This is a genomic window from Paraniabella hibiscisoli, assembly GCF_022512515.1.
Classification (GTDB): domain Bacteria; phylum Bacteroidota; class Bacteroidia; order Chitinophagales; family Chitinophagaceae; genus Niabella; species Niabella hibiscisoli.
The window spans coordinates 3,457,089-3,483,852 of record NZ_JAKWBK010000001.1 but is presented as its reverse complement, the minus strand read 5'-3'; the positions used below and the strand labels follow the sequence as shown (position 1 = coordinate 3,483,852).

Below are 26,764 nucleotides of genomic sequence, written 5' to 3'. Positions count from 1 at the left end.
ATTTCCCTTCACTACTTCACAATTTTCCCGATCTCCACCTTCGCATCCGGCTTTGTCGTCATGATGCCTGTGGTAAGAATGGTATCACCAACTTTCAATCCGCGGGTTACTTCAACACTTGCAGAATCGCGGGCGCCAACCTCCACATCGCTGAATACAGCCTTACCGCCACGGTATAAAATAACCTGTTTACCTTTTATCGTAGGCACCACCGATTGGGAAGGAACAAATATGGCATTGTTATTTGCTGCAAACCCAAGTTTTACTTTTGCAAACGCACCTGGCACCAACGCGCTGGTAGCTCCGTTAACCCGGGCTCTCACCAACAGGCTACGGTTGGTAATGCCCACATTAGATTCAGTAGCGTAAACCCTGGCCGTGTACACTTTATCACTTCCCTGTACCGTGAAATCTACCAGCTGACCATTTTCAATGCTGCCAATATATTTTTCGGGAATGGAAAAGTCCAGCTTCAGGTCGCTTACCTGGTTAATGGTAGCAATAATATCTGCAGGCGATACATAGGCCCCCGGGCTTATATTTCTAAGCCCGAGCTTACCGCTGAAAGGGGCGCGGATCTCTGTTCGATAGATCTGTGTTTTGATCACATCTATATCTGCACGGATATTATTGAGATTTAATAAGGTTATATCATAGTCGTTACGACTGATTCCCTGTATTTCCAGCAAACGGGAAGCCCGGTTCTCATTCGTTTGGGCGATGGCTAACTGGGATTGCAGCTTTTTCAACTGCGCCTGCAGATCGCCGTCATAGATTTTTGCCAGTAAAGCCCCTTTCCTACCGCCTTACCTTCGGCAATATTTAATAGCACGATGCGGCCGGATACTTCTGGCCGTATTTCAGTAACCTCGTTGGCAACAATGGAGCCGGGTACTTCTATGGCGTCGGAAAAAGATTGGGTAGAAACAATGTAAGCTTCCAGTTTGGGAGCAGTACGTTGTTGGGCGGGCTTAGATTTTGCCTCTTGCTTTTTAGAACCACATGCAGCAAAAAGACAGGCGATCGTTGCACTGATTATAGTTTGGTGAACATATCTTGGGATCATCAAATATCGTTATGCCTTAAAATTAAGTACGTAATCAACATAAGACGCTAAAAAATAAAAATTCCTGCTTGAAACCTTATTTTTTAGTAGAACAGGCGCGTTAGGTCTTCCATTTTATACATTCGGGAATATCTTAAATAATTAAGTATTCGTTCTCAGCTGTTTTTGTTCCGCTGGTGTATTTGAGCTATTTTGTATAAAAGCGATGTTTTACAAGCGTTCCATTCGCTTTCTATGATCGAGAATACAACGGTATCCCGGTAAGAGCCATCGGGCATGAATTGGTGATTTCTTAAAACGCCGTCCTGTTTGGCGCCCAGGCGGGCTATGGCATTCCTTGAAGAGAAATTATACCAGTTGGTGCGAAACTCAACCGCAATCGCTTTCAATTCTTCGAAAGCATATTGCAGCAATAAGAGCTTGCACTCTGAGTTGACATAGGTTTTTTGATAGGATGCTGCATACCAGGTATAGCCAATTTCCACCCGTCTATGTTCGTTAACCACGTTTGCAAACCTGGTAGTACCAATAATGCTATTCGTTCTTTTGTCTATAACAGTAAAAGGCAATGCTGTATCGTTTTCAAAATCAGATAAAGCCTTACTTAAATACGCATCAATGTTTACTTCAGATGGAACACTTGTAAACCACAGCTCCCAAAGATTTCCATCGGTGGCGGCAGCAAGCAGATCGTTCCGGTGCTCCAGCCTCAAAGGAATCAGCTGTACATTATCGGTTTCCAAAACAACTTCATTCAACCACTTCATAGCAACTATTTACAGATTACTCACTACTCACTATTCACTATTCACCATTGACTTTTCACTATTGACTACTTCTTACTGATCACTGATAAATTATGTTTGATCCTATTAGCTTTATGCAGCAGGTCAACCTTTTCATTACTTACGATGGTTACATGTCCCATTTTACGACCAGGCTTGGTTTCAGCCTTTCCATAAATATGGAAAAATGCATTCTCAATTTTCAGCATCTCTTCCAATCCCTCATAATGAGCAGTACCACTATGTCCTTCAGCACCTATAATATTTTGCATTAACGAAGATTTAATAGGATCGGTACTGCCTAAAGGATATTGCAACATCACCCTCCAAAGCATATCGAACTGCGAACTATAATGAGCCTCGATAGTGTGGTGGCCGCTATTATGCACTCTCGGTGCCATTTCGTTTACCAAAACATCTCCTTCTGGAGTAACAAACATTTCTACCGCAAAAATGCCTGGAGAATTAAGGTTCTTCACGGAAGCTAATGCAATCGCCTCGGCCTTATAATATATGTCTTTAGAAATTTCAGCCGGGCAAAGCTGGAAAGCCAACAGGTTCAGGCTGGTATCAAATACCATCTCTACAGCCGGGTACAAGGCCAACTTCCCATCTACGCCCACGGCAATCATCATGGCTATTTCCTTGGCTATATTCACCTTCTTTTCTAAAACACTCAATGCATCAAAACCTTTGGTGATATCACTTTCTTCATTGATCACCTGAACACCTTTCCCATCATAACCGCCTTCAGCTAGTTTATGCACCGCAGGTAAAAACGCTGTATGTTGCGCCAGGTCATCGATATTATGCGTCAATATGTAAGCAGAAGTGGGAATCTGGTGTTCTGTATAGTAGTTTTTCTGGGTGGCTTTATTGCAAATAATCTTCAAAACAGCCGGTTTCGGGAAAATAGTTTTGCCCTCCTGTTCCAGCTTTTCCAGGGCCTCGATGTTCACATTTTCTATTTCTATAGTAATGGCGTCCAGGTTTTTACCGAAGTTATATACATCATCGTAGTTCTTGATATCGCCCTTGGTAAAGTAATGGCATAAATGAGCTGCCGGGCTATGTTCATCATTTTCCAGCACATAAGTAGTTACCGGATAATTAGCGGCCGCCTGTAAAAGCATTCTGCCTAATTGTCCCCACCGAGAATTCCTATTTTTTGCATGCCGCAAAGATAGGTATGCAACAGCTTTGGCGGACTGCCATTTATAACATTTACTTATGCATATTTTGCGTGGTAACTGTTAAATTTGCAGACAGTGAATCAGGTGGGCTCAAAATAGTGTATGCCTGGTCCGATGAATTATTTAATCATTGATTGTCAACAATTCAGCTCCCGGACCGTTGTAAATATTGGTATTGACAATTAGTTTTGAGCCTTCCGGTTTTATCTTTATAACGGGCAATTTATCTTCGATGATGAAAAATATTTTTTGGATTATCCTTGTTTTCTCCGGCGGTTTCCAGGTTCAGGCACAAACGTCTTATGCCGGCAATTCAGCCACGGCATCTTTTGTCACCTACCAAATGGGCTTTCAACGTCCGCGCGAATCCTTTGCACGCAAAGAAGCGAATTTAAAGGCACTATTTGAGGCCAAAAACCTGAAATGGCCTGCCCGCTACATGTATATCCGCTCTTTTAAGTACGATAGCCAGCTGGAGGTTTGGGTAAAGAATACGGTAACAGAACCCTACAAATTATTAAAGATCTATAAGGTTTGCGCATTGGTAGGCACACTCGGACCTAAGCGATTTGAAGGCGACTACCAGGTACCGGAAGGATTTTACCATATTAATGAGTTCAACCCCAATAGTGCTTATTATTTGTCATTAGGCATCAACTACCCTAATGCTTCAGACAGGGTTTTGAGCGATCCTGTAAAGCCCGGCGGTGATATTTATATACATGGTGGCTGTGCAACAGTGGGCTGTATTCCTATTAAAGATGACCAGATCGATGAGCTATATGTTTTAACAGCCAGCAGTAAATCCGTTGGCCTGGACTTTATACCGGTGCACATTTTCCTATTAAGTATGATGTAAAGAAGAGTTACGAATACATGGGCAAGCTGACCAAAGAAAATAAAGAGCTAAAAGATTTTTCGGACAAAATGGAGGATGCTTACGATTACTTTGAGCAGTACAAGCAGATCCCTATTGTTATGATCAAGGATGACGGGCAATATGTGGTGAGCAATGCTTTGCCTAAAGTACCGAAGTTTCAGCCAATAATAAAGGTTCGTCCTAAAACCACTACTAAACCTATTGTAAGGGAAATACACCTGGAGACAGCTGCGGTAGCCAAATGGCCCGAATTTACGGGAGGCACTGAGGCATATACAACCTTTCTTAAAAAACTGGGAAAAGAAATGATCCCATCCCTACCTGATAGTGTTACCCATACTTATGCACAGGTAGAGTTCATTGTAGACAAAGATGGCACGCCTGTCAATTTTAAGATACTGAGAGGGCTGGATAAGGAATTTAATGATATGCTGATAGAAAAAATGCAACAGATGCCTAAGTGGTCGCCCGCTATATACCGCGAAAAACCGACGGCAAAGAAAATGGTGCAGACTGTAACAGTAGGGATTGATTAAACAGAAATTTAGTTATAATAAAGCGCAATCAAAAAAGTTGCGCTTATTTTTTCATTTGTACCCTGGGATAATAATGATTCTATTTGTTCAACTAGCAACCCCCATTGTCATATAGGTCTTAGCCTCTAACAGCAAATCAAACTAAGTTGACCACAGTTTAATAGTTAAGGCCGTACACTTTTCTGGCTCTACGCTTAATGTAAAAAAGAAAAAGAGCATGTAAGCTTGGCAAATAATGGAGCCAACAACTTTTTGGGCTTTTGCGGTTTTAGCTCATTAGGGTCCTAATGTTCAAAATATGCAAGGGCCTGGTCTTTGTAAAAAACAAGCTGGAAGAAAAACTTTTTTTGCAAAAAAATGCTTATGTGCCTAACTGAAGTTTAATGGAGTTATTCAAGTACAAATCAATAAATGATGAAAAAGAGTCAGCAACCTTACTATATGAATCACCACAAAGCGTAAAAACTTCATTTGTTTCATTAGGAAAAGAATAAAGTTGAATAGCATAAGCTGTAAAGTTTCAACACATTCGCTACATTTTTTCTTTGCTTAATTTACGTAGATTTGGTTAAGGCTTGTTTTAAATAGTTGCCTGTCTTCATTCGGGCATTACCAAGTTAAAATTATTAAAGGCAACTATTTAAAACAAGCAAGCCCGCGGCAGGCGGTCAGCGTTGGAGGTTATTTATTAATTCCTTTTTCAATGGATGCTAAGCAAAGGCAAATCAAAGCTAGAGAAACCTGGATAAGGTGTTATGAACAGCTGGGCTCAGTAAGTAAAGCTGCTCGAAAGTGTGGTATTCCCCGATCTACCTTGTACAGATGGATAAAGCGATTTAAAGATAATGGGAAGGATGCCCTAAAAGGTCATTCCACACGCCCAAAAGTTTTAGCTAAACAAAAGGTTAGTGATGAATTAGTCACACTTATAAAGGCCATACGGGTTGAGTATAATTTTGGCCCACAAAGAATAAGCCTTCATCTTCTTCGAGTCCATAATATCGACATTTCTGCACCTACAGTTTGGCGAGTAATTAAGGGGAGCGGAATGTCTAATATAAAAAATATAGGAAGCATGGGCATATAACCCGCTACAGCAGGCCCATTCCAGGAGATCGGGTTCAGATGGATGTTACTAAAATTGGCGCTAAATGCTATCAATTTACGGCCATTGATGATTGTACCCGGATGAGAGCAATGAAACTCTATCCCAATAAAAAAGCAGAATCAACTGTAGATTTTCTAGGTTATGTGCTTGATACTTTTCAATTCCCTGTACATAGCATACAAACTGATTGGGGAACCGAATTTTTCAATGATATATTCCAGGAAGAGCTAATGGTTCATTTTATAAAATTCAGGCCCATTAAGCCTAGGAGTCCACATCTGAATGGAAAGGTCGAAAGATCCCAACTCACAGATAAATCAGAGTTTTATTCAACCATTAATCGTAAAGAAAGAACTCTCGATCTTGCTATGAAATTACTTGAATGACAAAATTTCTATAACTACAAACGCCCTCATGCATCATTGAATGGTAAAACCCCAAACGAAAAACTTCTTGAACTGGAACACCTGATACCTATTCAACCAGATGTAACAACAAAGTATTGGGAAAAGGAAGTCGAAATAATACCAAGAAACAGCAAAATGTACTACAGAAATCGATAGGCATTTTGTCTCACATGTCTTGAAATATCACAGAATGGGTTTGTTAACTTTAAATTTTAAATAGCGATGAAAAGGAAATTTACAGAGAGCCAGATCGTGGCAGCAATCAAGAAGCAGGAAGGCGGCATAGCAGTTAAGGATATCTGTCGTGAGATAGGTATCAGTGATGCCACTTTTACAACTGGAAAGCGAAATATGGAGGTATGGAAGTTAAAGATGTGACCAGGATGCGGGAACTGGAGAAGGAAAATGCCGAGTTAAAGAAGATGTTTGCAGAGATGAGTTTGGAGAATCGAGCAATGAAGATTTTGATAGAAAAAAGTTCTAACGTCTCAGGAGAAAAGGGAAGCTGTTGAATGTCTTACCAAAGATGGACAGCTAAGTAACCGCAAGGCGTGTAAACTGATGAGTTTATCCCGAACCAGCTATCAGTATAAAGCAAAACTTAAGAATGATACAGAGCTACAAAATGCATTAACAGATCTTACTACCAAACATATTGCGATCGGCTTTTGGCAATGTTGTTACCGGCTTTGGAATAAAGGTTATTGGTGGAATCATAAGCGAATTTATCGGGTGTATACAGATATGAAGCTCAACATACGCCGCAGAGCTAAACGCCGATTGCCAGAACGGGTGAAGCAGCCCCTGGAAGTGCCTACAGGGCCCAATCAGGTATGGTGTATCGACTTCATGAGCGATAGTCTTGTGGATGGGCGCAGATATCGCTTGTTCAATGTCATAGACGATTTTAACAGGGAATCTTTAGCTATTGAAGTAGATACATCATTGCCCTCATTGCGTGTGATAAGAGTATTGGAAAAGCTTATCAATCACAGGGGTATACCGACAACTATTCGTTGTGATAACGGGCCTGAATTTATATCGCATAAACTGGAACAATGGTGTAGCGAAAAGGACAAACCAATAACCTTGCAGTTTATTCAGCCTGGCAGGCCGATGCAAAACGCTTTTATAGAACGAAAAAACGGGAGTATAAGGCGCGTGACCTCCTCCCTAAAAAACGTAGCGATTAAAAGTAGAAAATTGGCGCAATATCGATAACTTAAAAATTAAATATTGCGTATGAAGAAGTCAAAGTTTACGGAGGCACAGATTGTGTTTTCGATTCGTCAATCAGAACAGGGAGTAAAGGTGGAAGAGATCTGCCGGAAGCTGGGGATTTCGGAAGCTACTTTTACAACTGGAAGAAAAAATATGGAGGATTGGGCGTATCCGAACTTCGGGAATTAAGAATGCTAAAAGAAGAAAACGCCCGTTTAAAACAGATTGTAGCCGATTTGAGTCTTGACAGGCAAATGCTACAGGATGTAATAAAAAAAAAAGCTCTGAAGCCTGCACAGAAAAAGGAATTAGCGATATATCTGAGGCAGCAATACCAGGTATCAACACGAAGATCGTGCAGGTTAATGATGGTTTATCATTCGGTATACTATTACAAACACCATCGAAGGCAAGATGCACCCCTACGAAGCAGGATCCGTGAGATTGCTGTTACACGTGTGCGATATGGCCTTTGGCGGATATATATACTGCTGAGGCGGGAAGGCTGGAGGGATAATCATAAACGAGTGTACCGGGTGTATAAAGAAGAAGGATTAAACTTAAGAAGCAAAAAGCCGCGGCGATGCAGGGCTGCGGCACAAAGGCTTGAAAGACTGGTGAATACTGAATTGCACCAGTTTTGGTCGATGGATTTTGTGAGCGATGCGCTCTTTGACGGCAGAAAATTCAGGGCATTAACTATAGTGGATAATTTTAGTCGGGAATGTTTGGCCATTATAGCGGGGCAGTCATTAAAAGGCAGCGATGTGGTCACAGCGTTGCAACAGATTAAATCTAAGAGAGGCTTGGTTCCGAAACGGATACAAACAGATAATGGAAGTGAGTTTATCTCAAAAGAAGTTGATCGTTGGGCTTATGAAAATAAAGTAACTCTGGACTATTCCAGGCCAGGTAAACCAACAGACAACCCGTTCATAGAATCTTTCAATGGCAGTTTAAGGGATGAGTGCTTAAATGCCCACTGGTTCTTATCTTTACAAGACGCAAGTGAAAAGATTGAAGCTTGGCGAATTGAGTATAACGAATTTAGGCCGCATAGTTCTTTAAATGATATGACCCCGGCAGAATTTATTAAATGGGTTCAACAACAGCAATAAAAAAGACTTTTCTTATGCCTGCCGGCGGCTCCTACGTTCGGAATGATGTGTGGATTGAGTTAAGAAAAAAAGTAAAAAAGCAACCACACATCATTCCGCACGCAGGCATAATATCTCAGGAAAATAGCGCCAATTTTCTAGTTTAGGCTGCTACTAAATATGGGAGGACCTCAATAGCGCCAATTTTCTAGTTTAGGCTGCTACTAAATATGGGAGGACCTCAGAATTACTATTCCAGCTAGAGATAGGCCAATATGGATATATAACCACCTATCTAGTTGCAGGCTGACTCGATGAAACCAAGTAGCAGATAGTATTGTACTAAACGAATAACCCACATATCTTTTTCTGCCTCCATTTATAGAATACAAATAACAAGTAGCCTGATAAAAGTAGGCAAATAAATATTGTGAAATAGAGATCGTTCAAGAGGAATAGGATTAAAATCAGAATAATAAGATAAACGATCGATGTGCTTTTAGATGGAACCAATATAAACCCGACTCTTTCTGAATAAAATGATCTCAGCTTGTTAATGTAATTATAAAAAGATTAGTGCTAAAATTATAGTCAATGTCTAAGAGTTGAGAATTTTCCAATAATTCTAGATATAGTATAATAGTTTTTCTACAAATACTATTTTCTTTATCATCATTTATATCACCTAAATGATGAATATAATTCTCCACAGTGATATTATGTAATAAATGCCACTTAGATCGATCAATTCGATAAAGAATATTTTTAAATCTTGACATCAAGATATCTTTCTCATACATCTATCAAATATATTAACGATTTTATTTTAACCCAACTGTATTTGCATTGGGAATACCTCTTGGTTTTAACGGAGGTACAAAAGCGCCTGAAATATTTCCTAATACGGACCAAGCAGCATAAACATCCCCTTGCTTGAGATCTATAGAATTCATTAGAATTTTTTGGGCTGCCACTATTTTAGCAAAATTTTGAATAGACAACGTACGAAGATAAGTATAGACCAATGCATCTTTCGCTGAGTTAATTCCACTATTTATGTAGAAATGTGTGGAAATGCCTGCATTTTGTATGGCACCTCCAATTTGAGTAGCTGCATTAACAATCCCATTAGATAATGACGGCAATGCGGCAACCCCAGCTTCCATCATGAAAGGTGATGCCAAAATTGCCACTGCGCCATAAGACATTTGCCTAAAACCAATTGCAGCTTGGGCAGCATCGCTAAATTTCGTTAGGTGATAGGGATCTAACCCTTCCGCTTTCGCTTTTGCCTGTGCTGCCTCCAGTCCATTATGTATCGCATTTTGTTCAAAGTACGCCTGAGCCTTTAGCATTCCCAGTGAATTCTCAGGGCCCAACCATTTGCTCGAGCCACCCCAGTCATCCGGATAAATTATTTCATTTGTTTGCCAGGTATTGTTTTTGATTTTCCCCTTTACTAATACCGGTTTGGAAATTTCTCCGACAGTAGTGGTTCCTTCAAAGAGAAAGTCAGACCCTCTCCTACCACCACTCCGGTAAAATGAGTTTCGACTACCTTCCCAGGAATCTGTAATTCCTAATTGTCCGTATAATCCAAACTCTTGAATTATACTGGCTCCGGTATACCAGGCCATCGGGTCATCGGCACCCCAAAACGAAAATCCTTTACCTTTTTCCCAGGATCCCCCATGACCACTTCCATACAAGTCGCCAATATAACCGTATATATCATTTCTGGTAACCGCACCCGTAGGGTCATTGTTGGCAATTGGGTTATTTAACGCATAGTGAAAGGGAGAATTAACCAGATACAAGCCAGCCATAGGGTCCACCTGCCAAAATCTTCCTATTTGCGGGTCCAATCCTCTAAAAGCCGTTTCATAAATCTGAATATCAAAATCCGTATTCAACTCACTGCCCGCATTAAATTTATATTTATTGGGGGTAACGCCGGCAATATTCTGTTGATAACCCATACCCTTCATATGTAAACCAAAGGGATAGTAATGATTTTCTTCCAGAACCTTATCCGGTAAGCTGGCATCGTCGCTCACCACCACACGAATATTACCCAAATGATCGGTCAGGAAATAATCAGCTACCAAAGTATTACCCGCATTGAAACGGATGCGCCCCGCCTCCATTGATACTAACTGCAGGTAATTATCTTCAAATACCATACCGCCCACATACAATGTGGTACGCGGGCTACCTGATAGAGGTGAGGTGGTTTTACTTAATTTACTACCATCTGCACTATATTGGTAACTGATGGTACCCTTACCCTGTACTACTATCTGCTCCACCAGACCCAACAGGTTGTAGCCGATACCGGAGATGCCCTTATTCTCGTCTTTTATCAGGCTCCCTTCCACGTCATAGTCGTAGTCGTCCCCACCATTAGCCCCGTCTTTAAAATCGGCCAGGTTATAGGCAGCCGTGTTGGTAATGGCATCTGTAACTTTTGCCAGCCTATTGGTACCGGCAGTATATTGATAAGTAAGGTCATCTACGGGTATGGAGCTTCCGCCGGCAGCGGTTAACCCATACTGGCTTTGTTTGAGTATATTCCCATTGGCATCGTAGGCCGTTAACGGGTTTTGGCCATCCCCCACCTGCATATTGAAATTGCTGGTACTATTACTAAAAACACCACCACTCAACTGGCCAAAGCCTGCTTTTAATAACCGGCCGGTGGCATCATAATCAAAATCATAACGGTTTACTTTGGCGCCGTTGGCCTGCCCCCGCCATGTAATGCCGGTAATATTACCGGTGAACTGGCCTTTACTGTATGCCGGTAAACCTGTGCCCGTGCTCACTTTATCATAAGCAAGCTCATACCCAAAATAGCGACTACCGGAGGATGAGGGCAGATTGGGATCGATATAAGCCCTGAAATTAGCATTGGGCCCCGATTCAAATCCATCGGTAAACGTAATGCTTTGCGAGGCTACATAAGACGTTTGTCCCGATTGATATTGGTTGACGGTAAGATGAGCCGGCGCTGAACCGCCACCACCGGAAGTCTCGGTGATATAAGGCCGGTTCATTCCCTTGAGCCACCCTCTTATATTGTATTCAAAATCCTGGGTTTCTACTACCTGCGACAGGTTTTGTGGGTTTACACCTAAATATTTTGTTTTAACCTGCCCCATTTCATCGTATAAATGCCGGGCCAGTATTTTTTCGGTCGTCACTGTTGAGCTGGTAGCCACAATAGTTACCGCAACTTTTTCCCGGTAGTCAACAAACGACCCAACATATCATAACTATAACTGGTTGCAGTTACCGTTTGAAGTGCGTTGCCACCTGCTTTATTCACTGTATTTACAGCAGTTAATACCTGCCCGGACCAACTATACTGTGCAGTGACAACGTCGGGTGTTGCTGCGCCGGTGTGATTAAAGCTCTTGGTTTGAATGTTCCGGCCTTTATCATTGTAAAGCGATAAGGAATACAAATATTGTGGGCTGTTTAATATTGCCATCTTCCCACCGGTAACCATTCCTTTAGTATTGCTGGTCATCGCATTAGTTTCCGGAAACGGAAAACTACCTGCTGATCCTGTAACAAAATAGCTTTCATGGCTGGTTGAATAAGCCACATCTGCCGGGATAAAAGGCGCTCCATTATTGCCCACCCAATTATAATTGTCGTAATAGCTAGCAGATAGTTCGTGGGCTGTGTAATCCAATACAGGAAAGGTATTGCTTGATTGCGCCTGAGCCCATATACTTGTTACACTATTACTATTGACGATGGTTCCAGTAGCGGTAGTTCTGTTATACGTATCATATTGAATATAATTCCAGATATTTTGCGGGCGGTTTCGGGCGTCCTGTGTCATCACCAATTTTCCAGCTTTATCGTATACCATATAATCGGTACCCGAGCCAGGAAATTTTTTCATGATCACATGACCATATTTATCATACTCGTAGCGAAAACATTGTTCATTTAAAACGGTACTGGTAAAATTCCACCCATTTTGTAACAGCGTCTTAATACCTTCCGGCTGTATCACTACTTTTAGCCTGTCTAAATCATCATAAACATAATAAGTGCAGATCCAGCCTTCATAACCTGAACCCAAGCTATTGTCGGGTGAAGCTGTTAGCTGCGTTTTCTGCAGCAACATTTTACCTTTATCATCGATATATTGAACCACCTGTTTGTGATCTTCATTCGATGAAACGATCTTAGTCAATTGTCCCTGCTCATAAAAGGATGAAGCTCCTATTAGACCTATTCCCAATTTTGCAGCACCCAAACTGCCTGGGCTTCCGTTTACAGTTTGAATAACATAAACAGAATCTGCACTGGTATTGAAATAAGTACTTGTTTGTACCGATCTGCGGGCACTCGGATCAGGGTTAGTTTTACTTCCTACCCAGGAATTACCCGGTGCATAAGATTCTATCGCACTTCCAACATCTAACGCCCCTGTACCAAATACCGCTTCACTATAAAATTTTGTTTCCCCATCGGTTGCATATTTTGCAGACAAAGCCTGGTATTGGTGGGTAAATACGGCCGCATCAAACTGACCATTTTGAGAGCTGTGCGCAAAAGGCATCAATCCGTATGGGTTCCTTCCCAGAGCATCATAAACCACTGGTGCAATAAGATCTGAAGCACCTGAAGTATCCATAAGGCTGCTCCCATTTGTGGCAAGAGCCGCTTTTTTGCTACAGATTGTATGGGCCTGCCATAACCATCCATGTAGGTAGTCGTTTCCTGCACTTCAGCTATACCCTTAAGCTGGATATTTTCGCTGGTGATGCCGGGCGCTTTTGTAGACCATTGTTTTTCAAATGCCAGCGGTTTGGAAGTGTTGTAGGTGGGTAATCCATAAGGCTGCTGGCCATAAATATCAAAACTAATACACCATAAAGAAATAATAGCAAGTAATAGTTTCTCCCGGCGTCTTTTAATAGCTTGCATATGTGATATGTTAACAATTAGGTTCATAGGAAATTAGTTTACAGGTGTTCCGGTTGCGCAATTGATTTCACGACCATAACCACTATAGCATTTTTTCGTCAGCACATTGCCGTCATGGTCCTTTGTAACACTGAGCCTATTAAAGTTATCATACTCGGAATAGACAGTTATCCCCCTCGCATCTGTGACTGAAGTAACACCTACTAAAGGCTTATAAGTATAGGTTTCAACAAAAGCGCCTGGTAAGCCGTTTCTTAATTTATTCAACTCAGTTCGTACAGCGGCATCGGAATAATTAATCGCATTATTCAGCAATGACTGATCTATTAAGGACACAGCCTGCTCATAGGTAACGTTCCCTGTAATTTTAGCTACCAGCAACTTTCCATAAGTGTCGGTATTATAGCCATATACATATACTTCCTTAGGCTGTCCTTTCACTTTCTTTTCGAGAAGACTGACAAATTGCGCGTCCCACCTAAAACTGATCGTTGTATCGTAACGGGAGTCGGGGCTGGGATTCATCCAGTAGTAAGCTCTTTGCTGTTCTTCAGTACCATTAGGATCTGGCATTGGATGGCTCAAAAAACTTGTAGGAGGCACCGGGTCTCCTGGAAGGCTGGTTGCAAATTTAAAATTAGCGGTAGTAATATCCAATGCACTATCTATAGCCAGGTTTAGAATATTTTTTAGTCTTAAGGTACTAAGATCCCTGTCGTAGTATACGCCATTTTTAATTTTCCTGTTATAATTTACAGATGCCTCCGCTTGAACTATTTCTATTGGGTGATATTTATGTAGCGGGGTAGTAACGTTATAGGAGTAACGTAAAAAATTCTGATTGGTGTACGAAGGCACATCCATTGTATTGGGGTAGAAATACGTATAATCATTTAAAGTATGTGGTATGCCTTTTCTATTTTCGGTACTTACTGCGGATTTATTATAAAGCGCAGTAGGAGCATATACATTATAGTACATATACTCAGAATATCTTGACGGGCTACACAAGGAAAAATTTTCGTCATAATTGGCACGGCCGTATTTGCCTATGGAATCTAACATGAACCCTTCAAATGAATCAAAAACATTAGTAGTTCCTCCGGGGTCAACATCATCATACTTCTTAACCTGGGTAAGACTGCCAATGATTGCATTATTACCAAAAACAGCCATTACCGCTTCGTCAATATTGGGTTCGGGCCAATCATCTGCAGGCAAATCAAAATAGCCATTGTAAGGCATATAACGATCTTTATAAACCCACCTATTGTAGCCGTTATAGGTGTTAAAAATATAAGTATCGCCAATGAATTGATTAACACCTAAAACATCATAATTCTTATATACATAGGTGGTATGCCCTGTTGTTGCATCGCTGGAATACACTTCTACACTGTCAAAACAATAAGAAGGTCCTAATAAACCAACCAGGGAAAAGACATATTACTTCTCAGGCTAGCGAAATTTTGATAGGTGTTACAATTGTTTGCATTAGCCGGATTAATATCCTGGGGCACACTTATGGAAAACCGGCTAAAAGAAACTGGCTTTAACAAACTAATCGGATTGTGATAACGGTAATTAACCTGTGTAGCATTACTCATCGTAACAGGATCATAATCCTGGTATCCGGCGTATAAATAGCCTCCGACAACACCAGAGCTAAAAGTACCAGGGTAAAGAAAACTGCCATATATTCTCTGAAAATAATGCTGCCTCACCGCTCCTCCAGGGAACGTTACAGAGGTAAGCATTCCCTGCTGCCCTTTTACCTCGTCGCCATCAGCACATCCATTGGCATAATAAATACTGTCCCCGGTTACCTGAATATCTTTGTTTTTCCCGTTATAATAGCCCCAATAATCGTCATAGATCCAGGCTTCCAATCTTGAAGGTAGTCCGATACTATTGTTGTAGCTAAAAGTATAACCCAGGTCCATATTATTTGCATTTACGTCCTCCTGGTTAACGCCATTTAAAATCAGGCGTCTGTAAGTACTTTGGCGTAGCGAATTGTAGTTAGGATCGTATACATTAAAGTTATTATCATACTGATCAATAGCAACACTATCTTCACGAAATGATTGATTACCGATCAGGTACCTGTAATTAAGAGCAATACTTTTAATGATCTCTCCTTTATTGTTCTCAACGGTCACTTTCTTTAAAGAATAAGATCCGATATAATCAGCCCGGCTTTGGGTATTATAAACAAAATTCACTTTACCCAAAGGGAATTGTATTTGCTTAATTCGCAGCTCTTCATTGTAATAAGTAACACTATTAACATCAGCATAACCATACAAGGGATAGCTGCTATTACCTCCTATATAACGGTTAAAAGTAGAACTTATAGAAGCGGTGTGTGCCGTATATATAGTATCATAATGATACAGCACCACTCCTTCAATATTAGAAAATTGCTTGGGAACCCAGCTTGCAGCATATGCATCGAACCTGGGTGTGGTGGTTGAGTTTTCACCTATTGCAAACTCGATATGATGATTGTTTCTTGCGACTGTTTTTTCAGCGATAAACTGGTAAAAATTATTGTTTTTATCACTTATACTAATTTCATTTATTATGTATTTAGCCGTATCCGTGGACGGCATTGGCTGTAGATGATCATAAGAATTGAATACCGTTTTAATTTTGCTAAATCCTGCATAAGACGGATTGAGGAACATAGATGTACCGGTGGTTCTGGGTATCAGGCTCCCAAAAAATATTTTCCTCCCACAGTAGGCGAAGCAAAATAGTACATATTTTCTGATGAAAAATTATTGCCCGTAACACCCGCAGGAACGGCAGAAACAGATCCTCCGATGCTTAAATTCCACCCCAGCCCTACATTGGAAGCTATATCACCTGTTTTAATACCACTACCACCTGTATAATCAAGGGAAATAGGGATAGCCATGTCGCCGACCTGTATAGTATAAATAGGAACGGAGAACTGAAACCGGCCCATAGAAGCACTTCCTCCAGCAGCAGCAGAACTGGCCTGAGGATTAGATAAAAATGGAGTGCTTTGAGAAAGCACCGAAACAAACGGGCACAAAGCAAAAAAGACGGCGATCTTAATCTTCAAAAGCAACAATGTGTTTTTTATATAATTAGGATAAAATGGATACATAGATTACAATTACAAATTCTTTAATATTGAGGACATTAGCTAGAGTATTAGTATTACCCAAAAATTCTTATTATTGGTACCCTATTTTTTTCAAGTTTGAAGGTATCCGCTGATTTAAATAGGAAAAGTGATTCGCTTTTTATAGACATTACAGCCTGCTGGTACAAATTCTGAGAGAATGGATTAGTCTTCCTGGCAAATCTGGATGATTTAATCCTGGCGGGTTCGTTACCCTTTTGTTTTACGGATTTCCACTCTGCATTTCCGCTTACAGACCTGACTTTTAAATACACTTTTACAGATGTATCAAAACGGCTGGAGCCTGTTATTCTAAGCCTTAATTTGTTCTCGTTCTGACCGGCATTGTAGTCAATAGCTAAATTCACTCCATTCAGCAGTTTGTAAGGATTACTATTTACCCGAACAGCTTCCCACCACGATCCACGACCGGATTCCGAAACTTTAACAACATATACTATTTCATTGGCTTTATTACGCATATTACCCAAACCTATCTCATAGGATGCAGGCGATCCGTTTTTTTCGGGATCGTTTTGACAAATTCTATATAATCTCCCAGCTTGCTTTTAGGATCAAATACAACTGAATCCTCGTAAGTATTGTTATTTTGAGAAGAGGCTAGAGAAGAGGTAAGAGTCAAAATAATAAATGTTATAAGTCCCTTCATTATTAATTGGTTTTAATGGTTATAGTTTATCTATGCACTCATGTTTGCTGAAAGTAAATACCTGATATTGCGCCTTCACAACAAAAGCACGTGCTAACAATGTGAGCATCTGCTTCCGGGGGATATTCAGTACTTTACTATACTTCGCTTTTAACTAAAAAATTACAAAGGGAAAAAACTCAAATGAGGCCAGGGCAGTTTGTTTTATCATAGCTATTGCTTTTATTTCATTTTGGTTATAACTAGCGTGTTCAAAAATACAACTCCGTAATAATTCAACAAATATTTTTTAAAAGTATTTTATTGCGACCAGTTTTCAAATTATTTCAGGTCTATTCCTCCTGCCGCAAAACACCCCTTCATTGACTTGTTCTCACCTCAATCAATACTTCTTGTCTTAGTAAATTTGTATCAACAAACAATCATTCATTAAAACAATAAGTATGAGCCAGCAAATCTTTATCAACCTGCCTGTAAAGGATCTGAAACAATCGATGGACTTTTACACAGCAATCGGTTTTACCAACAACCCCCAATTTACTGACGACAAAGCAGCCTGTATGGTGGTAAGCGATACCATATTCGTGATGCTTTTAATACACGAACGCTTTAAAGATTTTACTTCAAAAGAAATTGCCGATACCCGAAAAACAGTAGCAGTTTTAAACGCCCTTTCAGTTGAAAGCGCGGAGGGGGTAAATGAGGTAGTGGATAAAGCTATTGCAGCTGGTGGCAATGAATACGCCGAGCCAAAGGACTATGGTTTTATGCAGCAGCGTTGCTTTGAAGACCTCGATGGTCATAACTGGGAAATCACTTATATGGACATGAGCCAGTTTCCTCAATAATTGATAATAAAGACCAAAGTAAAAGGCTTCTCTATCCGGAAAGCCTTTTACTTGTTGAAAAAAACAATCCATTATTTTTTCAACTCCAATACCAGGTTCGACATAGGCTGAAGTGTCATGGAGTCTTTTAGCAAAAATGTAGTACCCGTTACCACATCCCTGCCTGTGGTAAAACCAGCCAGTCTTTCAGCAAACCTCGGCAGCGCAAGCGTAAAAGGTTTATCATTGGTATTCATGATGCACATAACAGTTTGTTGCGCATCATACCTGAAATAAGCATACACACCATCATAAGGTACAAACTGCATCAGCTTACCGGTTTTAATAGCCGATGAGCTTTTCCTGAAGTTAGCCAGCTTTCGTATATAATCAAACACCTGGTTCTCTTTGGCTGTTCGCCCGGCCGCTGTAAATTTATTTGCTGTATCGCCCTTCCAACCACCGGGAAAATCGAGTCGTACATAACCATCGTTGGGCGAGGTAGTGCCTGCCATTAATATTTCATTGCCATAGTACATTTGGGGTATCCCCCTGCTGGTGAGAAGCCAGGCAAACGCAGCTTTGTACTTTGCTGTATCTTCATTCACCACGCTGTAGAAGCGGGCTATATCGTGATTATCGAGAAAGATCACCTGGCGCATGGGATTTTTATATAAAAAGTCCTGGGCAAGTGTAGTATATAATTTATTCACCCCTTCTGTCCAGCCAAAGGACTGTGTTAATGCCGGTTGTATACCATAAAACAAGGTCTGAAAATCGGTAGTAGCCTGCAGGTTGCTTTTAAACGGTACTTCGTAGTTATTTTCACAGAAATAGCTTTGGTTAGGTACACCATGCACCCATGTTTCCCCGAATATGGTCAACCTGGGAAAGTCATTATATAAAGCCTGGTTACAACGGTTCATAAAGGGCAGATCGTTATAAGCGTAGGTGTCAATACGCCAACCATCAATACCAAATTCTTCCACCGTCCAGATGGCATGCTGTATTAAGAACTGCTGCACCATTTCATTGCTTTGATCCCAATCAGGCATAGAAGGAACAAACCACCCATCAGACATAACCTTTTTATCAGCTGCCGCAGCATAAGGATCAAACACTACCTGGTCTTTGTAGCTGGTTTGAGTAAACTTTGGCCAGCGATGAAACCAACTACTGTCCGGCTGATCTTTAAATAAAAAGTGCTCTGTACCTATATGGTTATACACCGCATCCTGCACAATCTTCATTCCTTTTTCATGCGCCGCATCTACCAGTTCATGATAAGCTTTCTCCCCTCTATCCTTCGTTCAATTTTATAATGATCCGTAAAAGCATAGCCATGTTCGGTACGTTCGGGCATGTCATTTTCTATAACAGGATTGAGCCAGATAGTCGTTACACCAAGATCATGCAGGTAATCCAGGTGGTTTTGTACACCCTTCAAGTCACCGCCATGCCGGTTGAAAACGGTATCCCGTCTCAGGGTCTGATCCTTCATTCCTTTTACCCTATCATTGCTTTCATCGCCATTGCTAAAACGATCGGGCATGATCAGGTACATCAGGTCCTCAGAAGTAACTCCTTTCGCATAAGCTATACCATTACCCGTTCTACGTTGCTTCAACTCGTATCTCAAACCTTTTTTCCTACAAATGGCAAAGTGATCCAGCCCGGTTGCGCATTGCCGGCAATCTCCAGGTCAAAGAAGATATAATTACTATTGGCTACCCTTTGTATCCGCTTCAAATGCACACCCGGCGCCAGTTCCATACCTTCGGGCTTCATTTTTACCATGGGCACCGTTGCAGCTACTTTATCGCCCCGCACCATAAGTTGCAGCTGATTCCATTTCATACCTGTCCACCAATGGGTGGGATAAACCGTCACCTGCTGCGCCTTTGCAAAACTAAAAACGCTCAACAATACGATTATATAAATCAACCGGTTCATCATCTGCTTTACTTTTAATTGAAAACTATTTATCCGACAGTTTAATAAACAATACATATACTGCTCCTATCAGCATCAGCACCCCCGCAACTACGAGATAGTAGATCGCATGGCTATGAAATAATTTGCTGACGATGGGACCGCCGATTACCCCGTTAATAATCTGCGGGATTACAATAAAGAAATTAAAAATGCCCATATAAATGCCCATCTTGCGCTGAGGGATACTTTCTATCAGCATGGCGTAGGGCATCGCCAGTATGCTGGCCCAGGCAAAACCAATACCCAGCATGCTGATCCATAAAAGGCTGGTGTCTTTTATAAAGAAAAGGAGATCAATCCCAACCCACCGCTGGCCAAAGCCAAAGCATGGGTCTGCTTTTTCCCGATCCTGGCCGCTAATGGTATCAGTACAAAAGCAAAAGGTATCGCAAAGAAATTATACCAGCCAAATAAGGATCCTGTAAAATCACCGGCTTTATTAAAAGCTTCGGAGTGGGTATCATCCGGCTGCAACCCAAAATGATGAGTAGCTATGGCACTGGTAGTAAATACCCACATAGAAAATAAGGCAAACCAGGAAAAGAACTGCACTACACCCAGCTTTTTCATGTTCGCAGGTATGTTGGCAAAATCTTTAAACATATCTGAGAAACTGGCTTTCGCTTCAGCATCATGGTTCTCGCCGGCAAAAGCACTTAATTCTGCCGGCGTATATTCCCTGGTGGTAGCGATTGTATACAAAATAGCGGCCAGCAAAATAAGCGCCCCGGCGTAAAACGCATATATTACGTTGGGAGCAACAAACCCCGCCGGAGCAACGTTCGATACGCCCATCCAGCTTAATATGGCGGGTAAGGAAGAGCCGATGACAGCGCCAATACCGATCAATATGGTTTGTACACTAAAGCCTACCGTGCCCTGCTCCTTGGACAACATATCTCCTACCAGGGCCCTGAATGGTTCCATAGAAATGTTTACAGATGCATCCATTAAAGTAAGAAACACCACGGCCAGCAATAATACATTGGCCGTAAAAAATGGGTAACACTGGCGGAGTTGGGTAAAAACACCAGGCCCAATGCGCAAAGAATGGCTCCTATTAAAAAATAAGGCTTACGACGTCCCATAGCGCCCCAGGTGTGATCACCCATGTGCCCGATAATGGGTTGTACAATTAAACCAGTTATGGGTGCAACCAGCCAGAACCAGGAAAGCTGGTGCACGTCGGCCCCAAAATTGGCGAGTATACGGCTGGCGTTACCATTCTGTAATCCAAAAGCCATTTGTATACCTAAAAACCCATGCTCATATTAATGATCCGGGCAAGGGACAAGCGGGGCTTCTGTGCAGGAGTCAAATCTTGTGTTAAAGACATTGCAATCGTTTTATTGCGCAAATATATACATTATGTATTTAGTACACATTAAAAAAGGTAATAAAAAAACCCTCCGCCTGGCGGAAGGTTTCAATTCTATACTACATAACCATTAGGGAATACCGCTCCCTTCCTGGTTACAATTATTCCATCTTTTACGGTATATAATTCGGTTTCGGTGTTGGCCAGATGCGGGCCGCCATTTAAACGAACATCATCACCAATACGGCAGTTTTTGTCGATGATGCAATTGCGCAGGTAACAACGCTTACCAATACCGATTGGTGGTAAGCCTTTATTCTGATCGTTATTGATATCATCAATCGTTTCGTAATAATCGCTACCCATGATATAGCAGCTTACCACAGTAGAGCCATAACCAATGCGCGATCTGATACCGATTACACTATGTTCTATGCGTGAAGCATTGATGATGCATCCATCAGCAATTACCGTTTTCTCAAGGGTAGTACCGCTTATTTTAGCCGGTGGCAACATACGCGGGCGGGTATAAATAGATTTTGTATTATCGAAGAGATTGAACTCAGGAATATCGGCTGTCAACTCCAGGTTGGCTTCGAAAAAGAATAGATGGTTCCGATATCCGTCCAATATCCTTCATACTGGTAGCTGGCTACTTTATATTCACCGATAGAAGAAGGAATGATATCCTTTCCAAAATCAGTAGTATCCGGGTGAATTTTCAACAATAAATCTAAAAGTAACTGCCTGTTAAAAACATAAATACCCATAGAAGCCAGGTAGTTTCTACCCTTTGCCTGCATAGCTGCACCGGTATCGCTTACCCAATCACCCAGGATATCTTTGGAAGGTTTTTCAATAAAAGAACTGATCATGTTGTCTTCATCCGATTTCAGAATACCAAACTCAGGGGCTTCGCGATCGCCCACAGGTATCGTAGCAATTGAAATGTCAGCACCCGTTGCTTTATGGTTTTCGATCATTTTATTGAAATCCATCTGGTAAAGCTGGTCACCAGAAAGAATGAGCACATACTCACTCGGAAAAGCGGACAGATGTCGCAAACATTGTCTCACCGCATCGGCGGTTCCCTGGTACCAGGCCGGATTATCAGGCGTCTGTTCTGCAGCAAGTATATCTACAAAGGCGGTGCTGAAGGCGCTAAACCGGTAGGTATTTTTAATATGCCTGTTTAAAGAAGCTGAATTGTATTGCGTTAATACAAACATCCGGTTAATATCAGAGTTGATACAGTTGGAGATAGGAATGTCCACCAATCTGTATTTACCAGCAATAGGCACTGCAGGCTTCGACCTGCTGCTCGTTAAAGGAGCAAGTCGGCTTCCGGCACCCCCACCTAAAATCATTGCGATAACTTCCTGCGAGATACTCATAAGTTTATTTTTTAAAGTTTGTTCTTTTAAAGTTGTACAACACTGCTATCTATATCTGTTTATAATACTGATTCGTACAATTCAAGGTATTTTTGTGCCGATTCTGTCCAGCTATGGTTAATACCCATCATTTTCTCCCTGATCTCTTTAAACTGGCCTGGTTTATTGTCGTAAAGATCAATAGCTCGTCCTACCGCATATGCAATATCACCCACGCTTGACTGTTCCATCGTTATACCAAATCCACCCGGTGCGCCATAATCGGTCACTGTATCCTTCAATCCCCCAACATTACGTACGATGGGCACCGTACCATATCGCAATGCATACAGCTGGTTCAACCCACAAGGCTCCACCCTGCTGGGCATCAGCAAAAAGTCTGAGCCGGCGTAAATTAAATGACTCAACGATTCGCTATAACCAATATAAGTATTCACGTAGCCCTTTAATGTTTTATTCATATCTACCAACGCTGCTTCCACATAAGGGTTGCCCGACCCCAATACCAGGAAGGACGCTTTACCACCGTACTGGTAAATAGATTGACTGATACCTTCAGGCAACAGATCCGCTGCTTTCTCATCCACCAGTCTTCCTATAAAACTGATTAAAGGCTTTTTGGGGTCTAATCCAAATTGTTTGGTCAGTTCAGCCTTATGTTTTGCCTTTCCTGCAGTCACCGTAGTGGCATCGTAGCCTTTCAACAGGAAGGGATCGGTTGCAGGGTCCCACACTTCGGTATCAATACCATTAATTATGCCACTGCATTTTCCTCTCTCATATTCAAACAAGGCTTCCAACCCCGCAGCTGATTGCCTTAGCTCTTCCATGTAATTCGGACTAACTGTGGTCACCTTCCAGGCGCATTTTACTGCTGAAGCCATAGGATTGATCAGGTTGTTCCAGTCGAGATATCCCCAGTTAACCGTATCGTACGCTGGGATCATATAATATTTGTCCCAGCTAAACTGTCCCTGGTATTGCCCGTTATGTATCGTAAAAATGGTAGGTATATCTGATAAATGATGCCTGAACGCATGTACATATTTACAAAAGAAAGGTATAAAACCTGCCTGGTGATCGTGGCAATGAATAATATCCGGCTTGTCCTGCCAACGGCTCAGCCAATCGCAAACTGCCAGCTGAAAAGAAATAAATCTTTCGGCATCATCGTCATAGCCATAGATCTTTTCCCGGTCTAGTACCCCATTAATATCCACCAGGTACAAATCAAAGCCCAGCTTACCGGTCTTCTCTTTTATAACACTATACTTAAACCAATGGTTACCTAATACCTGTCCACCCTCATGTACCAGTTCCCATTCATTGTCGAATAAAAATTTGGTACGATACATCGGCATCACCACTTTCGCCACATGGCCTAGCTCATTTTGATATTTGGGAAGCGCTCCAACAACGTCACCAAGTCCACCTGCTTTAGCCATAGGATAACACTCCGCCGATACGTGCACAATTTCCATATATTACATCTTACGTTGCAACTAATGTAGGAAGAAAATATGAACAAACATCATTTTATGCAAACATATTTAACCTGATAAAAATCACCGCTAATGTGAATGGTTTATTTTATATTTACCCATCAAATAAAAACTGAAAAATCAATTTTGCTATATGAATAAAAGCTCTACCCAATGGGGTCAGTTTATATCTCTTGTTACTGTTTTTTTCTTTTGGGGGTTTGTTGCAGCCAGTAACGATATTCTAATTCCAGTATTTAAAGAGGCCTTTGACTTAACCCAGGGGCAGAGTCAGTTAGTAGCAGTTGCATTTTACGTGGCATACACTGTTGGCTCCGTGATTTACATGATTATCTCCCTGGCAATCGGAAAAGACCTGGTTAATAAAATAGGATATAAAAACGCGCTGGTACTAGGGCTTGTGGTTTCTGCGCTGGGCACTATTTTATTCTATCCTGCCGCTAATACAGGATCTTTTACGTTAATGCTATCCGGCTTATTTATAGTTGGCCTGGGCTTTTCACTTCAGCAAACAGTTGCTAATCCTCTGGCTATTGCGTTGGGCCCCGAGAAAACGGGGTCACAAAGGCTAACGCTGGCTGGCGGCATCAATAATTTTGGAACAACCATCGGCCCGTTAATTGTAAGCTTTGCCATTTTTGGCTCGGCAACTAATTCTGATACAACGGCAAGTATTGAGAGTGTTAAAATTCCTTATTTATGCCTGGGCGTTGCCTTTTTGCTGGTAGCAATCTTTTTGAAATTTTCAAAAGTGCCTAACAAACCTGAGGTTGAAGAAGCGGCGACCGATGGGACCAATTACGAAAATGTGATCTCCAGGAAGTCTGCACTTCATTATCCTCAATTGGTTTTAGGAATGTTAGCCATTTTCGTGTACGTAGGCGTTGAGGTTTCAACAGCCAGTAATTTGCCAGCTTATATGGAAAAAGACCTTGGATTTTCTGTTAAAGACGTAGCTCCCTACATCTCACTCTATTGGGCAAGCATGATGATCGGCCGCTGGTCCGGCGCTGTAGAAGCTTTTAATCTAAGTAAATCGACAGAAAAATTTGTAAAATTACTTGCTCCCTATCTTGCATTTAGCGTTTTCTTACTGGTAAATTTTATCGCCGGACACGAATTGGGGGCTTTTTACATTTATGCTGCGATCATTCTGGTTTTGATTGCTGCCGACTATATGAGCCAGGGCAGTCCGGTGAGAATGCTGCTTATTTTCTCTATACTGGGAATCATTGCTACGGCAATAGGAATGGCTACGACCGGAATGATTAGCGTTTATGCATTCACAAGTGTGGGCCTTTTCTGCAGCACTTTATGGCCTTGTATATTTACTTTGGCATTGGCCGGACTGGGCAAGAACACGAGTCAGGGAAGTAGTTTCCTGGTAATGATGATCATGGGCGGCGGTATTGTCAGCTGGCTGCAAGGTATTATCGCAGATTCCACTTCTATACATTATAGTTATATTGTAGGCATTATTTGCTTCGCCTATTTAACATTTTACGCAATTAGAGTGAAACGCATTCTAAAATCACAGGGAATTAGTTATGATAGCCAGGTGAGCGGCGGACACTAAGAAAAAAATGTGTAGTTATAACACATCTAAGTATTTTTACGCCTGATTCATTAATAACAAAAATTTAATTCAAACTAATGGGCATATATGATTTATCAAATGAAATGGTGATTGGCATTGATATAGGTGGTACTAATACCAAGTATGGTTTAGTTAACCACCGGGGGCAGATATTTGATAAAGGTGACATCAAGACCGATGGCTATGCTACTATTGAAGAATATGTAGATGCGTTGCATTCGGCCATATACCCTTTAATACAAAAATTTGAAAAAGACTACCAGCTAAAAGGAATTGGCGTTGGTGCCCCCAATGGTAATTATTACACCGGATCTATCGAATATGCGCCCAACCTGCCATGGAAAGGAACGCTCCAGATCGCCGACCTGATCAGCAAAAGATTTGGCGTACCCTGCACCCTCACCAACGATGCCAACGCAGCAGCCATGGGCGAAATGATGTATGGCGCTGCCCGCGGTAAGAAAGATTTTATTATGATCACCCTGGGTACCGGAGTAGGTAGCGGTATTGTTTGTAACGGGCAGGTAGTATATGGGCATGACGGGTTTGCCGGCGAACTGGGACATGTAATTGTGCGCCCCGGCGGACGTAAGCATTACAGTACAGGCGCACATGGTTCACTGGAAGCCTATTGCTCGGCAACAGGTATCACAGTAACTGCGAAGAAACTGAGAGCAGAAAATCCTGATTCCATCCTGAACCATATACCCGAAGAACAGGTCGATTCCAAATCGGTATTTGATGCTGCTGAAAAAGGCGATGCGGTAGCGCGTGAAGTATTCCGGTATACCGGCCAGATACTCGGCGAGGCCCTGGCTAATTTTATTATGTTTTCCTCCCTGAGGTGATTGTATTATTTGGTGGCGTGATCAAAGCCGGCGACTATATTATGAAGCCTACCAAAGAGCATATGGAGAAAAACCTATTGCCTATTTTCCAGGATAAAGTAAAGCTCGTGTTTAGCGAGCTGAAAGAAGCAGATGCAGCTATTTTGGGCGCGAGTGCGCTGGTTTGGGAACAGTGAGAGAAGCTAGTGGGGAATGGCTAGTGGCAAGTAGGGT

General features: G+C 41.6%; 31 protein-coding genes and 2 pseudogenes. 12 read left to right on the top strand and 21 right to left on the bottom strand.

Annotation, left to right across the window (positions count from 1 at the left end; genetic code table 11):
- Positions 1-11: 11 nt before the first annotated feature.
- The 4 genes from MKP07_RS21710 to MKP07_RS21695 all read right to left on the bottom strand — a co-directional run bounded on the left by MKP07_RS21710 (position 12) and on the right by MKP07_RS21695 (position 2,984).
- Positions 12-749, bottom strand: a complete 738-nt coding sequence (locus MKP07_RS21710; RefSeq protein WP_240849057.1) for an efflux RND transporter periplasmic adaptor subunit — start codon at positions 747-749, stop codon at positions 12-14.
- On the bottom strand, positions 746-1,066 hold the full coding sequence (locus tag MKP07_RS21705) for a hypothetical protein (protein WP_240849055.1): 321 nt from the start codon (positions 1,064-1,066) through the stop codon (positions 746-748). The genes MKP07_RS21710 and MKP07_RS21705 overlap by 4 nt, the downstream gene beginning before the upstream one ends.
- A 155-nt stretch (positions 1,067-1,221) precedes the next feature.
- Entirely contained in the window at positions 1,222-1,833 is a 612-nt protein-coding gene (locus MKP07_RS21700; RefSeq protein ID WP_240849054.1) for a GNAT family N-acetyltransferase, read from the bottom strand.
- A 65-nt stretch (positions 1,834-1,898) separates the two neighbouring features.
- Positions 1,899-2,984, bottom strand: a complete 1,086-nt coding sequence (locus MKP07_RS21695; protein ID WP_240849053.1) for a 5-(carboxyamino)imidazole ribonucleotide synthase — start codon at positions 2,982-2,984, stop codon at positions 1,899-1,901.
- Between the two features lie 292 nt (positions 2,985-3,276).
- On the opposite strand from MKP07_RS21695, the gene MKP07_RS21690 reads away from it, so the two are divergent.
- The 8 genes and pseudogenes from MKP07_RS21690 (at position 3,277) to MKP07_RS21665 (ending at position 8,314) form a co-directional block, all read left to right on the top strand.
- Positions 3,277-3,903 carry a L,D-transpeptidase family protein gene (locus MKP07_RS21690; protein ID WP_240849052.1) on the top strand — a complete coding sequence of 209 codons (627 nt, stop codon included), beginning with the start codon at positions 3,277-3,279 and terminating at the stop codon, positions 3,901-3,903.
- Between the two features lie 17 nt (positions 3,904-3,920).
- The gene (locus MKP07_RS21685) at positions 3,921-4,460 is read left to right on the top strand and encodes an energy transducer TonB (protein ID WP_240849050.1); all 540 of its coding nucleotides are present in this window, start codon (positions 3,921-3,923) and stop codon (positions 4,458-4,460) included.
- A gap of 703 nt (positions 4,461-5,163) precedes the next feature.
- Positions 5,164-5,547 carry a helix-turn-helix domain-containing protein gene (locus tag MKP07_RS42840; protein ID WP_394803593.1) on the top strand — a complete coding sequence of 128 codons (384 nt, stop codon included), beginning with the start codon at positions 5,164-5,166 and terminating at the stop codon, positions 5,545-5,547.
- The gene (locus tag MKP07_RS21680; RefSeq protein ID WP_317236070.1) at positions 5,544-5,954 is read left to right on the top strand and encodes a DDE-type integrase/transposase/recombinase; all 411 of its coding nucleotides are present in this window, start codon (positions 5,544-5,546) and stop codon (positions 5,952-5,954) included. The genes MKP07_RS42840 and MKP07_RS21680 overlap by 4 nt, the downstream gene beginning before the upstream one ends.
- A gap of 243 nt (positions 5,955-6,197) precedes the next feature.
- Positions 6,198-6,487: pseudogene (locus MKP07_RS42835) on the top strand (transposase).
- Positions 6,488-6,536: 49 nt separating this feature from the next.
- A complete protein-coding gene (locus MKP07_RS21670) occupies positions 6,537-7,196 on the top strand; it encodes a DDE-type integrase/transposase/recombinase (protein WP_240849046.1) in 660 nt (219 codons plus the stop codon).
- Between the two features lie 21 nt (positions 7,197-7,217).
- Positions 7,218-7,366 (top strand): annotated as a pseudogene (locus MKP07_RS42830) (transposase); the annotation flags it as partial.
- A gap of 21 nt (positions 7,367-7,387) precedes the next feature.
- Complete coding sequence (locus tag MKP07_RS21665; protein ID WP_394803685.1) at positions 7,388-8,314, top strand: IS3 family transposase; 927 nt, start codon at positions 7,388-7,390, stop codon at positions 8,312-8,314.
- Between the two features lie 800 nt (positions 8,315-9,114).
- Here the strand turns inward: MKP07_RS21665 and MKP07_RS41345 are convergent.
- The 8 genes from MKP07_RS41345 to MKP07_RS21625 form a co-directional block, all read right to left on the bottom strand.
- On the bottom strand, positions 9,115-11,514 hold the full coding sequence (locus MKP07_RS41345) for an RHS repeat domain-containing protein (protein WP_240849044.1): 2,400 nt from the start codon (positions 11,512-11,514) through the stop codon (positions 9,115-9,117).
- Between the two features lie 5 nt (positions 11,515-11,519).
- Positions 11,520-12,950: a DUF6443 domain-containing protein gene (locus tag MKP07_RS21655; RefSeq protein WP_240849043.1), complete on the bottom strand. Its 1,431-nt coding sequence runs from the start codon at positions 12,948-12,950 to the stop codon at positions 11,520-11,522.
- Positions 12,875-13,243, bottom strand: coding sequence for a DUF6443 domain-containing protein (locus MKP07_RS21650; RefSeq protein ID WP_240849042.1), 369 nt, complete (start codon positions 13,241-13,243; stop codon positions 12,875-12,877). Before MKP07_RS21650 ends, MKP07_RS21655 begins: the two co-directional genes overlap by 76 nt.
- 33 nt (positions 13,244-13,276) lie before the next feature.
- Complete coding sequence (locus tag MKP07_RS21645; protein ID WP_240849041.1) at positions 13,277-14,632, bottom strand: hypothetical protein; 1,356 nt, start codon at positions 14,630-14,632, stop codon at positions 13,277-13,279.
- Between the two features lie 29 nt (positions 14,633-14,661).
- On the bottom strand, positions 14,662-15,933 hold the full coding sequence (locus MKP07_RS21640) for a hypothetical protein (RefSeq protein WP_240849040.1): 1,272 nt from the start codon (positions 15,931-15,933) through the stop codon (positions 14,662-14,664).
- Positions 15,934-15,956: 23 nt separating this feature from the next.
- On the bottom strand, positions 15,957-16,337 hold the full coding sequence (locus MKP07_RS21635) for a hypothetical protein (protein ID WP_240849039.1): 381 nt from the start codon (positions 16,335-16,337) through the stop codon (positions 15,957-15,959).
- A 98-nt stretch (positions 16,338-16,435) separates the two neighbouring features.
- Complete coding sequence (locus MKP07_RS21630; protein ID WP_240849038.1) at positions 16,436-16,882, bottom strand: hypothetical protein; 447 nt, start codon at positions 16,880-16,882, stop codon at positions 16,436-16,438.
- A gap of 11 nt (positions 16,883-16,893) precedes the next feature.
- Positions 16,894-17,070 (bottom strand): hypothetical protein, encoded by a 177-nt coding sequence (locus tag MKP07_RS21625; RefSeq protein ID WP_240849037.1) that lies wholly within the window; start codon positions 17,068-17,070, stop codon positions 16,894-16,896.
- A 443-nt stretch (positions 17,071-17,513) separates the two neighbouring features.
- On the opposite strand from MKP07_RS21625, the gene MKP07_RS21620 reads away from it, so the two are divergent.
- Positions 17,514-17,918, top strand: coding sequence for a VOC family protein (locus MKP07_RS21620; protein WP_240849036.1), 405 nt, complete (start codon positions 17,514-17,516; stop codon positions 17,916-17,918).
- 71 nt (positions 17,919-17,989) lie between these two features.
- On the opposite strand, the gene MKP07_RS39210 is transcribed toward MKP07_RS21620, so the two are convergent.
- From MKP07_RS39210 to MKP07_RS21575, 9 genes are all read right to left on the bottom strand, one after another.
- Positions 17,990-19,147, bottom strand: a complete 1,158-nt coding sequence (locus MKP07_RS39210; protein WP_262919412.1) for a cyclomaltodextrinase C-terminal domain-containing protein — start codon at positions 19,145-19,147, stop codon at positions 17,990-17,992.
- 20 nt (positions 19,148-19,167) lie between these two features.
- The gene (locus MKP07_RS39205; protein ID WP_262919411.1) at positions 19,168-19,524 is read right to left on the bottom strand and encodes an alpha-amylase family glycosyl hydrolase; all 357 of its coding nucleotides are present in this window, start codon (positions 19,522-19,524) and stop codon (positions 19,168-19,170) included.
- Between the two features lie 8 nt (positions 19,525-19,532).
- Positions 19,533-19,853: a cyclomaltodextrinase N-terminal domain-containing protein gene (locus MKP07_RS21605; protein WP_240849035.1), complete on the bottom strand. Its 321-nt coding sequence runs from the start codon at positions 19,851-19,853 to the stop codon at positions 19,533-19,535.
- A 22-nt stretch (positions 19,854-19,875) separates the two neighbouring features.
- Complete coding sequence (locus tag MKP07_RS21600; RefSeq protein WP_240849034.1) at positions 19,876-20,142, bottom strand: hypothetical protein; 267 nt, start codon at positions 20,140-20,142, stop codon at positions 19,876-19,878.
- A gap of 26 nt (positions 20,143-20,168) precedes the next feature.
- The gene (locus MKP07_RS21595) at positions 20,169-20,861 is read right to left on the bottom strand and encodes an MFS transporter (RefSeq protein ID WP_394803684.1); all 693 of its coding nucleotides are present in this window, start codon (positions 20,859-20,861) and stop codon (positions 20,169-20,171) included.
- The gene (locus MKP07_RS21590) at positions 20,843-21,136 is read right to left on the bottom strand and encodes an MFS transporter (protein WP_240849032.1); all 294 of its coding nucleotides are present in this window, start codon (positions 21,134-21,136) and stop codon (positions 20,843-20,845) included. Before MKP07_RS21590 ends, MKP07_RS21595 begins: the two co-directional genes overlap by 19 nt.
- 188 nt (positions 21,137-21,324) lie before the next feature.
- The gene (locus MKP07_RS21585) at positions 21,325-21,792 is read right to left on the bottom strand and encodes a glucose-1-phosphate adenylyltransferase (protein ID WP_240849031.1); all 468 of its coding nucleotides are present in this window, start codon (positions 21,790-21,792) and stop codon (positions 21,325-21,327) included.
- The gene (locus MKP07_RS21580; protein WP_240849030.1) at positions 21,789-22,604 is read right to left on the bottom strand and encodes a sugar phosphate nucleotidyltransferase; all 816 of its coding nucleotides are present in this window, start codon (positions 22,602-22,604) and stop codon (positions 21,789-21,791) included. Before MKP07_RS21580 ends, MKP07_RS21585 begins: the two co-directional genes overlap by 4 nt.
- Positions 22,605-22,663: 59 nt before the next feature.
- Positions 22,664-24,085, bottom strand: a complete 1,422-nt coding sequence (locus tag MKP07_RS21575; protein WP_240849029.1) for a glycogen synthase — start codon at positions 24,083-24,085, stop codon at positions 22,664-22,666.
- Positions 24,086-24,239: 154 nt separating this feature from the next.
- Between MKP07_RS21575 and MKP07_RS21570 the strand changes: the two genes are divergently transcribed.
- The 3 genes from MKP07_RS21570 (at position 24,240) to MKP07_RS21560 (ending at position 26,727) form a co-directional block, all read left to right on the top strand.
- Positions 24,240-25,682 carry an MFS transporter gene (locus tag MKP07_RS21570; RefSeq protein ID WP_240849028.1) on the top strand — a complete coding sequence of 481 codons (1,443 nt, stop codon included), beginning with the start codon at positions 24,240-24,242 and terminating at the stop codon, positions 25,680-25,682.
- A gap of 77 nt (positions 25,683-25,759) precedes the next feature.
- Entirely contained in the window at positions 25,760-26,551 is a 792-nt protein-coding gene (locus tag MKP07_RS21565) for an ROK family protein (RefSeq protein WP_240849027.1), read from the top strand.
- Complete coding sequence (locus MKP07_RS21560) at positions 26,548-26,727, top strand: hypothetical protein (RefSeq protein WP_240849026.1); 180 nt, start codon at positions 26,548-26,550, stop codon at positions 26,725-26,727. Before MKP07_RS21565 ends, MKP07_RS21560 begins: the two co-directional genes overlap by 4 nt.
- The last annotated feature ends 37 nt before the right edge of the window (positions 26,728-26,764 follow it).